Consider the following 13,076-nt stretch of genomic DNA (forward strand, 5'->3'; position numbering starts at 1 on the left):
AAAGAGATTGCTGTGTCAGCTTGATATGTTCAAATGCTAATTAAGTATAGCATACAGCTATGAATTTTTCTATTGCGTTCCCCTGACTTCGGAATAGTGGCGGGGCTGGCTGTCTTTGTTTTGCTTTGTGCTTCTCTACCGTGCATGAGCATTCGAGACGGGCGTGAAATTCCATCAGTCTGCAAGGGAGATGCAGCAGGTCAAGGACTACTGCAGCCAACTCTGTCGGGAGTACGGTTTGTCCGTCACGGAGTCCAAGGCCGACCCGTTCCGCATCCCGACGTGGAAGAGGCGGCTGACGGATCATATCAAAGAGGCTATGGAACAGAGCCGCACGCAACAGGAGTTCATTGCGTATATGAATGCCTATGGCTACGATGTGAAATGGGAGCCGCATCAGAAATACATCACCTACACCACCCCGGAGAACATCCGCTGCCGGGACAGCAAGCTGTTCGACCAGACGCTGAAGCGCGAGAATATGGAGCTGTACTTCCGACTGGGCGGCGCGGATTATCTGCAGGCCTGCCGGCAGATCGCCTGCGACCACCGCGAGCCGACACCCACACTGGAGGATGCCGTCTGCGGCATGGCGGGTATGGTGGCCGCCCTCTGCGCCCTCTGCGAGGACGAGAACAGCGAGGTCAGTGACCTTGCCCGTGAGCTGTACTACAGCAGCCTCTTGCTGCAGGAGCTGGTGGAGTGGTATCAGTCCCGCCGTCAGGAGCAGGAAAACTACGAGGAAGAATATGGGCAGTATCACGGTTTCGATATGACCATGATGTAAGGAGGAGCGAATGAACGAATGTACCTATAAGAATTACGATGAGCTGCCCCTGATGCTGAACGTCGTACAGGTGGCGTCGGTACTGGGCATCTCCCGCGCCGGAGCGTATGAGTTAGTTCACAGCGAGGGCTTTCCTGCACTGAAGATCGGCAGCCGCATCGTAGTACCGAAGGACAAGCTGCGGGAATGGATCGACGCCAACACGGCTCAAAAATGACCACGCTGTAACCAAAGAATACCCCCGCTGTGCAATTGATAACTTTCTCTTAACTCTGCCTATCTCCGATAGCTATTAAGGTCGGCTTGTGGTATGTGTATTGGCTACCAAGAAAAGGAGTTGATACCATGCCGAAGAAACGAGCAAACGGCGAAGGCAGCATCCGCAAGCGGAAAGACGGCCGCTGGGAGGGCCGCTACACCGCAGGCAATGATCCCACCACCGGCAAGCCCATCCACAAGAGTGTCCTCGCTAAAACCCAATCTGAAGCCAAGGAAAAGCTCAAGCAGGCCATTGCGGAGGCTGAAAAGCTGGACATGAGCCGCGCCAAATCCTACACGCTGGGCGCGTGGATCAAGCTGTGGTATGAGGTCTACGCCGAGCCGCGCCTGAGAGAGAAAACCAAGCACTACTACCTCAACTACATCGACAACCACATTGTCCCTGAATTGGGCGGTACGCCGCTGGAAAAGCTGACCACCATCCAGATTCAAAAGTTCTACAACGACCTGCAAAAGTCCGGACGTATCCAGCGGTATACCCACATCAAACTGAAGGACAAGGGCCTCAGCACACGCGTGGTGCGGGGTATCCACACGCTGCTGAACAACTGCCTGGAGCAGGCGGTAGCGGAGCGGCTGATCCTCTCCAACCCCGCCAAGGGCTGCCGCCTGCCAAAGCTGGAAAAGCGCGAGATGAAGATACTGCCGGAGGACAAGATCGGCCCGTATCTGGCTGAAGCAGAACGGCGCGGACTGTTGGCGGCCTTCTATCTGGAACTGAGCACCGGCCTGCGGCGGGGAGAACTTCTCGCCCTGCTGTGGACGGACTTGGACGCGGAGAATATGACCATCTCCGTTAGCAAGCAGGTAAACCGTATCAACGGCGGACTGGTGGTCAGCCAGCCCAAGACGCCCAACTCCATCCGTAAGCTGGCCATTCCGCAGCGGGCGGTGGAGCTGCTGGTAGAGGAGCACGCAAAGCACCCCCACAGCCCCTACCTGTTCGTATCGCCCAAGACCGACACCATGTTCGACCCGGACTCCTTCCGCCACACCCATGAGAAGATCCTGAAGGCCATCGGCGCGGAACACATCAGGTTTCACGACCTCAGACACACCTTCGCCACGCTGTCCCTCAAGTACGGCGTGGATGTCAAGACGCTGTCCGGTGCGCTGGGACACTACGACGCGGGCTTTACCCTCAGCACCTACACCCACGCCACGGAGGGGATGAAGCGCTCCGCCGCCGACACCATCGGCAGCGTCATCAGTCAGGCGATGTAAACACAAAAAAATAGTGGGGAGAGGGACGGATGATGCTATCCGCTCCTCTCCCGTCATTTCGGCTTTTGGGTCACGGTTTGGGTCATGCGAAAAACGCCAAAATGCAGCGTCACTATTTGAGGATATAAACAGAAAAAGTTCCTAATTTCGTAAGAAATCAGGAACTTTTTGGTGGAGACTGCTGGACTCGAACCAGTGACCTCCTGCGTGTGAAGCAGGCGCTCTAACCAGCTGAGCTAAGCCTCCATATTCGGCAGCCCGAGACGGATTGCCGAAGTGGTGACCCGTACGGGACTCGAACCCATGTTACAGCCGTGAAAGGGCCGTGTCTTAACCACTTGACCAACGGGCCGTTTTTGTGAGTCGAGGGGGTTCCGGAGAGATGCCGAAGCATCTCTCCGGACGTGGTAGCGGCGACTGGATTTGAACCGGTGACACTGCGGGTATGAACCGCATGCTCTAGCCAACTGAGCTACGCCGCCATGCCGTCCTCGACAGGCACGAGTTACTATACCATATCGTACGGCCGTTTGTCAACAGGTTTTTGCAAAAACGGGAGAAAAAAGGTGCGGCGGCATAGCCGCCGCACCCTCTCTATTGTTTTCCGGGGGATCAATACATGCCCATGCCGCCCATGTCGGGTGCGGCGGGAGCCGGCGTAGGAGGCTGGGGCTTGTCGGCCACCAGAGACTCGGTGGTCAGCACCATGCCGGACACGCTGGCGGCGTTCTCCAGGGCGCTGCGGGTCACTTTGGCGGGATCCACGATACCGCTGGCGATCATGTCGCAGTACTCCTCCTTGTAGGCGTCGAAGCCGTAGCCGTTCTTGCCGGAGGTGCGTACCTTCTCCAGCACCACGCTGCCGTCGATGCCGGCATTGGCCGCGATCTGACGCACAGGAGCCTCCAGAGCCTTGGCCACCAGCTGCACGCCTACACGCTCATCGCCCTCGGTGCTGTCCAGCAGCGCCGTGACGGCAGGGATGACGTTGACATAGATGGTGCCGCCGCCGGCCACGATGCCTTCCTCAACGGCGGCCTTGGTGGCGTTCAGGGCATCCTCGATGCGCAGCTTCTTCTCCTTCATCTCTGTCTCAGTGGCAGCGCCCACCTTGATGACAGCCACACCGCCGGCCATCTTGGCCAGACGCTCCTGCAGCTTCTCCTTGTCATACTCGCTGGTGGTCACGCCGATCTGAGCGCGGATCTGAGCCACACGGTCCTTGATGGCCTGGGGATCGCCCATGCCGTCCACGATGATGGTGTTCTCCTTGGTGACCTTGATCTGACGGGCGCGGCCCAGCATGTCGATGGTGGCGTCCTTCAGGGTCAGCCCCAGTTCCTCGCTGATGACCTGACCGCCGGTCAGCACGGCGATATCCTGCAGCATCTCCTTGCGGCGGTCGCCGAAGCCGGGCGCCTTGACGCACACCACGTTCAGCACGCCCTTCAGACGGTTGACCAGCAGGGTGCTGAGGGCCTCGCCCTCCACGTCCTCGGCGATGATGAACAGCTTCTTACCGCTCTGCAGCATCTGCTCCAGCAGGGGCAGGATGTCGCTGATGACGGAGATCTTCTTATCGGTGATGAGGATATAGGGATCGTCCACGACGGCTTCCATCTTCTCCATGTCGGTGGCCATGTAGGGGGTGATATAGCCGCGGTCGAACATCATGCCCTCGACCACCTCACTGTACGTCTCGGCGGTCTTGGACTCCTCGATGGTGATAACGCCGTCGGCAGAGACCTTCTCCATGGCCTCGGCAATGAGCTTGCCGATGTTCTCGTCACCGGAGGACACGGTGCCCACGCGGGCGATGTCGGCGGTGCCGTTGACCTTCTGGCTCTGCTCCTTGATGGCGGCCACGGCGGCGTCCACGGCCTTGGCCATGCCCTTCTTCATGACGATGGGGTTGGCGCCTGCGGCCAGGTTCTTCAGACCCTCGTGGATCATGGCCTGAGCCAGCAGGGTAGCGGTGGTGGTGCCGTCACCGGCCACATCGTTGGTCTTGGTGGACACCTCGCGCACCAGCTGTGCGCCCATGTTCTCAAACGGGTCGTCCAGCTCGATCTCCTTGGCGATGGACACGCCGTCGTTGGTGATCAGGGGCGTACCGAACTTCTTATCCAGCACCACGTTGCGGCCCTTGGGACCCAGCGTGACCTTTACGGTATCGGCCAGCTGATTGACACCGGCCTCCAGAGCCTTGCGGGCCTCGTCCCCGCGCTTGATGATCTTAGACATAAAATTGCCTCCCATTCTGAATGAATAAATCAACGGGTCCTATTGATTTTTGCCGCGGCGTGAACGTGGCAAAAATACATTGACCCAGCCGCCCTGGGCGGCGTTCGCCAGTGACCGATGTCAGCTGGCGGTGGGGGATCGAAAGGGGGAGCCTGCTCCCCCTTTCAGGGAATTACTCCACGATGGCCAGGATGTCGCTCTGCTTGACGATGATATACTCCACGTCCTCCAGCGTCACCTTGGTGCCGGCGTACTTGTCGGTGATGACCTTATCGCCGGCCTTCACGGACATCACCACGGTCTTACCGTCCACGGTGCCGCCGGGGCCCACGGAAATGACCTCTGCCACAGAGGGCTTCTCCTTGGCGGAACCGGTGAGGATGATGCCGCCCTTGGTGGTCTCCTCCGGTTCGGTCATCTTCAGCACCACGCGGTCAGCAAGCGGTGTCAGTTTCATAGCTGCTTCCTCCTTTTATATACTCAATATTGAAAAAACAAAGTCACCGTTAGCACTCAAATACATTGAGTGCTAACGGTGCTTATCATACCACACTATTCGGGATTTGCAAGGGGGAAACGGGAAAAATTTGAAAAATTCACAAATTGTTCAACTCAGGCCCCTGGCGCGGGCAGTGCGGTTGCAGCTGCATCCGGCGGGGCCGAAGAAATTCAGCTTTTTGTCGGACAGCTTGATGGTCACGTCCCGGTTCACCACGCTCTCGCCGTCCAGACAGGTGACGATGTCCGGCTTCTCCGAGTGGATATGGATGACCTGGGGGGTGTAGCACTGGGCGTAGTCGGGGAACTTGTGGTAGTTGCCCTTGGAATAGGGCCCCACAAACTTCAGGAACGTCCGGCGGTTCACCTCCCTGACCACCAGCGTGTTCAGTACGCCGTCGTCCATCCGCGCCTCGGCCACGGGCATGAACCCGCCGCCGTAGTACCGGCCGTTGCACACCGCCACCAGAGACCAGTCGCCCTCCATCACCGTATCGTCCAGCGACACGGTCCAGTGGGAGCCGATGCCCTTGAACAGGAAGTTCACCGCCAGCGAGTAGATATAGCTGCTCTTGCCGTCCAGCAGGGGGCTCTCACTGTATTTATGTACGTCTGCGGCCACCCGGGCGTCGATGCCGGAGCATGCGATGGTCAGGGCGATACGTCCGTTGACATCAATGGCGTCCATGGGGAACTGGGGGCCGTCCCACAGATTTTCGGCGTCGCGGAATTTGTCCAGATCGTCGCCGAAGTTTTTCAGGAAGTCATTGCCGGTGCCCACGGGGATCACGGTCATGGACGCGTTGTCGTAGCCGATAATGCCGTTGGCCACCTCGTTGGCGGTGCCGTCACCGCCGCAGGCGTAGAACCGCAGCTCCTCACCGCTGTCGCACAGCCGCTGGGCGATCTCTGTGGCGTGCCCCTGCTTCTTGGTCAGGATGCACTGCACATCCAGATCATGCTTTGTCCGCAGGGCCTCTGCCATGTCGTATATCTTCTGACGGCTGTCAGTTTTGCCCGCCGTAGGATTGATGATGAAAACGTGCTTCATCGGAAAACGCCTCCTCCAATAAACTGTCTGGGGAAAACTTTAAGATTTTCTTAGTATTGTAGCATGGCCGCAGAAAAGAAAGTGAACAAATTGAAAATTAACACTTTCTTTACGCGACCTCTTTTTTCGCAGTCATACGTTTCCATAGAAGAACACGTCGCATTTTATCATGCCGTTATAGAGCTTGCGTCTTTTATCCGCCGGCCGCCCGAAGGCCCGCTCGAACTCCGTGTGACTGCTGAGCACCAGCGTGCGCCACCCCTCCGGCAGTGTCCGCCATACCCTGCCCAGCATGCGGTACAGTTCTTCCGCCTCCTGCCGCTCCATCAGCCGCTCGCCGTAGGGCGGGTTGGTCACCAGCTGGCCGTACCGGCTGTCCCGCCGGAACTTGGCGGCGTCCGCCACCTCAAACCGCACGCAGTCGTCCACTCCGGCTTTGCGGGCGTTGTCCCGGGCGATGTCCACGGCGCGGGGATCGATGTCGCCGCCCCAGATGTCGTACTGCCCGTGGAACTCCTTGTCCTGGGCCTCGTCCGCCGCGTTCATCCACGCCTCCGCCGGCAGGAAGGCCCACCGCTGGGAATCGAACCGCCGGTCCAGTCCGGGAGCGCGGTTTTTGGCGATAAGCGCCGCCTCGATGGGGATGGTGCCGCTGCCGCAGAACGGGTCGCAGAACGGGTCCCGCCCCCGATAGCGGCTGAGCGTCACCAGCGCCGCCGCCAGCGTTTCCCGCAGCGGCGCCTCTACGCCCACGGCGCGGTAGCCCCGCTTATAAAGCCCCTCGCCGGAGGTGTCCAGACAGATGGCGGCCTCGTCCTTGAAGATGGAGAACCGTACCTGGTACTTCACGCCCGTCTCCGGAAACTGCTCCAGCCCGTAGGCCGCCTTCATCCGCTCCACCATGGCCTTCTTGATGATGCTCTGGCAGGCGGATACCGCGTGGAGCTGGGAGGAGATGGCGTAGCCCTTCACGGGGAACGCCGCGTCACGGGGCAGATAATCCTCCCACGGGATGGCCCGCACGCCCTGAAACAGCTCCTCAAAGCTGCGGGCGGGAAACTGCCCCAGCACCATCATTACCCGGGCGCCGCAGCGCAGGTTGATGTTCAGCCGCGCGCAGTCCGCCGCCGTGCCGCGGCACAGGATGCGCCCGTTCTCCGCCTGCACGTCCTGCAAGCCCAGACGCTTCACCTCATCGGCCACCAGCTTCTCCAGCCCCAGCAGGCAGGGTATCATATATGTCACCATGTTCGGCGTACCTCGTTCATTCAGATTCGTATCCAACAGTATACCCGACTTTTCGCTGCGGCGCAACCCGAACTGCGTGGAAAATCCCTATGGCTTTTCCGGCGCAAATCGGCTATAATAGGGAATGTAAACTTCAGGTTGCGCGGTCTGGTATGAAAAATGGCCGGCGCAACTTCAAGGTGCTGGACAAAAATCGCCCATGTGCTACACTGTCGGCAAGAGGAACGGAGGAACGAGCGTATGTCATTTGGAGAGCAGCTGTCATCGGTGCGCCGCCGCAGCGGCCTGACCCAGGAGCAGTTTGCCGAGCAGCTGCAGGTGTCCCGCCAGGCGGTGAGCAAGTGGGAGTCTGGCAGGGGTTATCCGGAGATGGAGAAGATATTGTATATCTGCAACCGCTATCAGGTGTCCATTGCCGACATGTTCGCCGAGGAGGCGCCGCCTCCGGCGCAGCCCGCCGTACCGGACACTCCGCCGGAGACGCCGCAGCAGCCCCTGCCGCGGGAGACGCTGCACAATGCCTTCTCCGCCTTCCTCACCAATCTGTCCCCGAAAAACAAGTGGCTGGCCGCAGGGGTCCTGCTGGGCATCGGAGCGCTCAGTGGTCTCATCGGCCTCTGTCTGAAAGGAGGAAGCACGGATATGTCCACTGCTATCTGGATCGCCGCCATCATCATCTTCGGCGTGGTGGAAGCGGTCACGGCGGGCCTGACGTCCATCTGGTTTGTGCTGGGCAGCATGGCGGGCCTCGTCGCCGCCGTCTGCAACGGCCCCATCTGGCTCCAGGTGACGCTGTTCTTTGTGGTGTCCATCGTGGCGCTGGCCGCCACCCGTCCGCTGGTGACGAAGCTGATGAAAAAGGACATCAAGCCTACCAATGCCGACCGCGTGCTGGGCGGCTCGGCCCGGGTCACGGAGCGCATCGACAACGATGTGCCCACCGGCGCCGTCTACATAGATGGTAAGACCTGGTCTGCCCGCAGCAGCACCGGGGAGATCATCGAGCCTGACGCCATGGTCCGCGTGATCCGCATGGAGGGCGTCAAGCTGTACGTGGAAAAGGAGGCGTAAATGCCCTATTTTCTAAGGGGCCTTTTAGTGGTCCTGGCCTTTGTCGTCACCCGCATCATCCACCTGACCCGCAAGAACAAGAAGGAAAAGCACACCAAAAAAGAGAAGAAGAAATAAGGAGGAAACGCATATGCCGTACAACATCCCTGGCACCATCGCCATCATCGTTCTGGTGATCATCATTCTGGTGGTCATCGTCAGCTGCATCAACGTGGTCCAGCAGTCCAAGGCCTACGTGGTGGAGCGCCTCGGCGCCTTCCACAGCGTTTGGGGCGTGGGTCTGCACTTCAAGCTGCCGTTCATCGAGCGCGTGGTGAAGAAGATCAGCCTGAAGGAGCAGGTGGCCGACTTCGATCCCCAGCCCGTCATCACCAAGGATAATGTCACCATGCAGATCGATACCGTCATCTACTTCCAGATCACCGACCCCAAGCTCTACACCTATGGCGTGGAGTACCCCATGAGCGCCATCGAGAACCTGACGGCCACCACCCTGCGCAATATCATCGGCGAGCTGGAGCTGGACCAGAGCCTCACCAGCCGCGATACCATCAACGCCAAGATGCGCTCCATTCTGGACGAGGCCACCGACCCATGGGGCATCAAGGTCAACCGCGTGGAGCTGAAGAACATCCTGCCGCCCCGCGAGATCCAGAACGCCATGGAAAAGCAGATGAAGGCCGAGCGCGAGCGCCGCGAGTCCATTCTGCAGGCCGAGGGCGAGAAGGCCAGCAAGGTGCTGATCGCCGAGGGCGAGAAGCAGTCCGTCCTGCTGCAGGCTGACGCCGCCAAGCAGGCCAAGATCATGGCCGCCGAGGCCGAGGCCCAGTCCATCCTGAAGGTGCAGCAGGCCATGGCCGACTCCATGCGGCTGCTGAACGAGAACGCCCCCAACGATCAGGTCATCAAGCTCAAGGCGCTGGAGGCGCTGGAGAAGGTGGCCGACGGCAAGGCCACGAAGCTCATCATCCCCAGCGAGATCCAGGGCCTGGCGGGCCTGGCCGCCAGCGCCAAGACCATCCTGTCCGATGATAAGCCGGAGGCGTAAGGCGCTATGGCCAAGAAAGAAACCGACCGCTTCGTGAAGGTGCTGGACGAGAGCGGGATCATCACCTGCAACGAAATTTGGGCCGACACCCAAACGGGTGTGCAGTATCTCTATCACGCCAGCGGCAATTCCGGCGGCCTGACCGTCCTGGTGGACAGCGAGGGCAAGCCCCTCCTGTACCGCAAGTCCCCCGACGCCCCTGAGTTCTGACGGAGAAAGGAGCGGGAAATGGCCATTCTTGCGAAGGAGTGTCCCCTGTGCGGCGGGAAGATGATGCCGCCGCGCTGCGCCAGCTATCTGACCACGGTGGATGACCCCGGCCTGCCCATCATGGAGCGGCACATGAAGGTGCTGATCTACACCTGCGAGACGTGCCGGTATGTGGCCATGTTTGCGCCGCCGTCGCCGCTGGAGGAATTTGAAAAGCGGCAGGCGGAGGAGCAGGCCATCACCGACCCGGTGGAGAGGTTCATATATAACTTCCGGGAGTATTCCGACGAGAAGCTGCAGCAGGTCATCGACGGAAGGGGATACGTGCCGGAGGCGAAGAAGGCGGCCAAGCAGCTGCTGTACCGCCGACGGTATGGGGAATAGAACACAAAAAGTAACCGTCAAAGCTATCCGGAGGAGACGTATGCGCCGCAAAATCGTCGCGGCGCTGCCCTGCGGGACGCGAGGGCGCACTGCCCTGCTGTCCTGCAAGCCTGAACCTGAAAAGGAGCTGAGATATCCCATGTACTATCTCTTTGCCGGCGGCTTGCAGCCCCAATCCGCCCCACCGGCGGACGGACGGGGCGTGCTGGCCATCCTTACGCCGCAGGAGACCCACACCGCGGCGCTGCCCGCCGGGCTGTCCGTGCCAACTGCGCCTGCCGACCCGCATGAGTCTCAGTTTTGCTGGCTGCACATCGACCGCACCGGCGTCACCGGCCACCTGCGCACGCCGCCGCGTTCCAATCAGCCTGCCCGCCGTCTGGGCTTCACGTGGGCGGGCGGAGGTCTGGCGGTGGTGGACCACGACAAGGCGGCAGCGGACTGCGCCGCCCGCCTGACGGAGCAGGGCGCGCCGCTGCCGGACAGCCCGGACAGCTTTCTGGTGGCGCTGCTGCTGTACCTGATCCGGGACGACCTGCGCTACATCCAGCAGCTGGAGACGCGGCTGACCGATCTGGAGCAAGCGGTGCTGGACAACGACACGGGACGGTTTCTCCACCGGATGAGCGTGATCCGCAAGGAACTGAACCGTACCAACCGCTACTATGCGCAGCTGTGCGACTTCGCCTCCAGCCTGCTGGAGGACGCGGAGGAGCAGCTCTCCGGTCACAGCAAGAAGCGGCTGAATCACTTTCTGCGGAAGGTGGAGAACCTGCGGGGCGAGACGCGGATGCTCCACGAATACGCCACCCAGATCAGCAGCGAGTATCAGGCGCAGGTAGACATCGACCAGAACCGGGTGATGAAGGTGCTGACCATCGTCACCGCCATCTTCCTGCCTCTGTCCCTCATCGCGGGGTGGTACGGCATGAACTTCCCCAACATGCCCCTGCTGGGCTGGCGCTATGGTTACATCACGGTGGCGGCGGTGTCGGCGCTGGTGGTGGCGCTTCTGATCTGGTATTTCAAACGGAAGAAGTGGTTCTGAGCCGGAAATTTCTTCATCATGAAGAGCAAAACCGGAAATAAACGGGAATTAACCGGAAGTAAATCGGAAATAAATACGGTTGTTGCTGCACAAAAATTGGAGGAAATTTCCAGTTCTATCCCTGAAGCGGCAGTTCGCCGCCATGACCAAAAGTTCCCTCCCAAAACATGAGAAACAGGTCTCTGTGCCGATGCGGCACAGAGACCTGTTTTTCACGCTTATACAAAATATCGGGAATCCACGGATGCAGGAAAATTCCAGATATTTACAGCTTCGTCACCATGGGGATGATCATGGGACTGCGCTTGGTGGTCTTGTAGAGATAGCTGGACACGGCGGAGCGGACAGCGCGGCACACGTCGCCGTCGTCCCGGCGCTTCTTGGCGGACATGCCGTCCACGGTGTCGGTGGCAATGCGGCTCAGAGTGTCCAACAGCTCCTCGGACTCCTTGACGTACACAAAGCCGCGGGTCACGATCTCCGGCGGGCACAGCAGCTGGTGGTCGTGGCTGGACATGGGCAGCACGATGACCACCATACCGTCCTCAGCCAGCAGCTTGCGGTCGTTGAGGACCACAGCTCCCACCTCACCTACGCCGCTGCCGTCCACAAAGACCTCGCCGGAGGGAACGCTGGTCTCGCACTTGATGTGCTTGGTGGTCAGCTCAATGACGGAGCCGTTCTCGGCCACCACGATGTTGTTGGGGTGCATGCCCATGCTCTCTGCCACGCGCTTGTGGATCTGGAGCATGCGCTGCTCGCCGTGGAGGGGGATGAAGAATTTGGGCCGTGTCAGGGCGTGGATGATCTTCAGCTCCTCCTGACAGGCGTGGCCGGAGACGTGGAGCATGTCGGCCTTGTCGTAGACCACGTCGGCGCCCTTGCGGAACAGCTCATTGATGACGCGGCCCACCGTCACCTCGTTGCCGGGGATGGCGCTGGCGGAGATGATGACCTTGTCGCCGGGGCCCACATCCACCTGCTTGTGGGTGGAGAAGGCCATGCGGTACAGGGCGCTCATCTCCTCGCCCTGAGAGCCGGTGGTGACGATGACCTGCTGATTCAGGGGCAGGCCCTTGATGCGGTTGATGTCCATCAGGGTGTTCTTGGGCACCTTCATATAGCCGAGCTCCGTGGAGACCTTCATAATGTTCTCCATGCTGCGGCCGGTGACGGCTACCTTGCGGCCGCAGGCCGCCGCGGCGTCCAGCACCTGCTGGATGCGGTGGACGTTGCTGGCGAAGGTGGTGACGATGATGCGCTTGGTGCAGCCGGTGAACTGCCGTATGAACGTGGCACCCACGGCCTTTTCACTCAGGGTGTAGCCGGGACGCTCCACATTGGTGGAGTCGGCAAGCAGCGCCAGAACGCCCTGCTTACCCAGCTCGCCGAAGCGGGCCAGATCGATGACCTCGCCGTCGATGGGCGTGGAGTCGATCTTGAAGTCGCCGGTGTGAACGATGGTGCCCATCCGCGTATGGATGGCGAAGGCCGCCGAGTCGGCGATGGAGTGGTTCACATGGAGGAACTCCACCTGGAACTTGCCGGCCTTCACAGTCTGGCCCGCCTCCACGGTGATGAGCTTGGTGGAGTTCAGCAGTCCATGCTCCTGCAGCTTCAGCTTGATGAGCCCGGCGGTAAAGCGGGTGCAGTAGATGGGGGTGTTGATCTGCTTGAGGACGTAGGGAATGGCACCGATGTGGTCCTCGTGCCCGTGGGTGATGAACATGCCCCGCAGGCGGCTGTGGTTCTTCACCAGATAGCTGACGTCGGGGATGACGCAGTCGATGCCGTACATATCGTCCCCGGGGAAGGCCATGCCGCAGTCCACGACGATGATCTCGCCGCCGTACTCATAGGCGGTCATGTTCTTGCCGATCTCATTGAGACCGCCCAGAGGAATGATTTTCAGTTTTTCTGCCATAAATGTCGATTACTCCTTTGCTTTTTCACAGATACCGCACAGCCGCCGGACATGGAAAAA

Annotated in this window: 14 protein-coding genes and 3 tRNA genes; 9 read left to right on the plus strand and 8 right to left on the minus strand. The window is 60.1% G+C overall.

The window, feature by feature from the left end; translation table 11 throughout:
* The first annotated feature begins 163 nt into the window (after positions 1–163).
* The 3 genes from ACZM22_RS09340 to ACZM22_RS09350 all read left to right on the plus strand — a co-directional run bounded on the left by ACZM22_RS09340 (position 164) and on the right by ACZM22_RS09350 (position 2,290).
* Positions 164–787, plus strand: a complete 624-nt coding sequence (locus ACZM22_RS09340; RefSeq protein WP_489543868.1) for a relaxase family protein — start codon at positions 164–166, stop codon at positions 785–787.
* 10 nt (positions 788–797) lie between these two features.
* Positions 798–1,004: a helix-turn-helix domain-containing protein gene (locus ACZM22_RS09345; RefSeq protein ID WP_489543869.1), complete on the plus strand. Its 207-nt coding sequence runs from the start codon at positions 798–800 to the stop codon at positions 1,002–1,004.
* A gap of 128 nt (positions 1,005–1,132) precedes the next feature.
* Positions 1,133–2,290 carry a tyrosine-type recombinase/integrase gene (locus ACZM22_RS09350; RefSeq protein ID WP_489543870.1) on the plus strand — a complete coding sequence of 386 codons (1,158 nt, stop codon included), beginning with the start codon at positions 1,133–1,135 and terminating at the stop codon, positions 2,288–2,290.
* Positions 2,291–2,459: 169 nt separating this feature from the next.
* Here the strand turns inward: ACZM22_RS09350 and ACZM22_RS09355 are convergent.
* From ACZM22_RS09355 to ACZM22_RS09385, 7 genes are all read right to left on the minus strand, one after another.
* A tRNA-Val gene (locus tag ACZM22_RS09355) sits at positions 2,460–2,536 on the minus strand.
* A 31-nt stretch (positions 2,537–2,567) separates the two neighbouring features.
* A tRNA-Glu gene (locus ACZM22_RS09360) sits at positions 2,568–2,642 on the minus strand.
* A 53-nt stretch (positions 2,643–2,695) separates the two neighbouring features.
* Positions 2,696–2,772 (minus strand) — tRNA-Met (locus ACZM22_RS09365).
* Between the two features lie 130 nt (positions 2,773–2,902).
* Positions 2,903–4,534, minus strand: coding sequence for a chaperonin GroEL (gene groL / locus ACZM22_RS09370; RefSeq protein ID WP_489543871.1), 1,632 nt, complete (start codon positions 4,532–4,534; stop codon positions 2,903–2,905).
* Positions 4,535–4,706: 172 nt separating this feature from the next.
* On the minus strand, positions 4,707–4,991 hold the full coding sequence (locus ACZM22_RS09375) for a co-chaperone GroES (protein ID WP_022135664.1): 285 nt from the start codon (positions 4,989–4,991) through the stop codon (positions 4,707–4,709).
* 150 nt (positions 4,992–5,141) lie between these two features.
* Positions 5,142–6,083, minus strand: coding sequence for a diacylglycerol/lipid kinase family protein (locus ACZM22_RS09380; protein WP_489543872.1), 942 nt, complete (start codon positions 6,081–6,083; stop codon positions 5,142–5,144).
* 132 nt (positions 6,084–6,215) lie between these two features.
* Positions 6,216–7,331: a THUMP domain-containing class I SAM-dependent RNA methyltransferase gene (locus ACZM22_RS09385; RefSeq protein ID WP_484438726.1), complete on the minus strand. Its 1,116-nt coding sequence runs from the start codon at positions 7,329–7,331 to the stop codon at positions 6,216–6,218.
* A gap of 240 nt (positions 7,332–7,571) precedes the next feature.
* Between ACZM22_RS09385 and ACZM22_RS09390 the strand changes: the two genes are divergently transcribed.
* The 6 genes from ACZM22_RS09390 to ACZM22_RS09415 all read left to right on the plus strand — a co-directional run bounded on the left by ACZM22_RS09390 (position 7,572) and on the right by ACZM22_RS09415 (position 11,263).
* Complete coding sequence (locus ACZM22_RS09390; RefSeq protein WP_483268451.1) at positions 7,572–8,402, plus strand: NfeD family protein; 831 nt, start codon at positions 7,572–7,574, stop codon at positions 8,400–8,402.
* A 130-nt stretch (positions 8,403–8,532) separates the two neighbouring features.
* Positions 8,533–9,450, plus strand: coding sequence for an SPFH domain-containing protein (locus ACZM22_RS09395; protein WP_489543873.1), 918 nt, complete (start codon positions 8,533–8,535; stop codon positions 9,448–9,450).
* A 6-nt stretch (positions 9,451–9,456) separates the two neighbouring features.
* Complete coding sequence (locus tag ACZM22_RS09400) at positions 9,457–9,660, plus strand: DUF6440 family protein (protein WP_489543874.1); 204 nt, start codon at positions 9,457–9,459, stop codon at positions 9,658–9,660.
* Positions 9,661–9,678: 18 nt separating this feature from the next.
* Entirely contained in the window at positions 9,679–10,044 is a 366-nt protein-coding gene (locus tag ACZM22_RS09405; protein ID WP_484438723.1) for a hypothetical protein, read from the plus strand.
* A 40-nt stretch (positions 10,045–10,084) separates the two neighbouring features.
* Positions 10,085–11,092: a magnesium transporter CorA family protein gene (locus tag ACZM22_RS09410; protein WP_489543875.1), complete on the plus strand. Its 1,008-nt coding sequence runs from the start codon at positions 10,085–10,087 to the stop codon at positions 11,090–11,092.
* A gap of 18 nt (positions 11,093–11,110) precedes the next feature.
* Positions 11,111–11,263, plus strand: coding sequence for a hypothetical protein (locus tag ACZM22_RS09415; RefSeq protein ID WP_489543876.1), 153 nt, complete (start codon positions 11,111–11,113; stop codon positions 11,261–11,263).
* Between the two features lie 94 nt (positions 11,264–11,357).
* Here the strand turns inward: ACZM22_RS09415 and ACZM22_RS09420 are convergent, their stop codons facing one another.
* Positions 11,358–13,016: a ribonuclease J gene (locus tag ACZM22_RS09420; protein ID WP_484424786.1), complete on the minus strand. Its 1,659-nt coding sequence runs from the start codon at positions 13,014–13,016 to the stop codon at positions 11,358–11,360.
* Between the last annotated feature and the right edge of the window lie 60 nt (positions 13,017–13,076).

The sequence above is a fragment of the Vescimonas sp. genome (assembly GCF_057856985.1).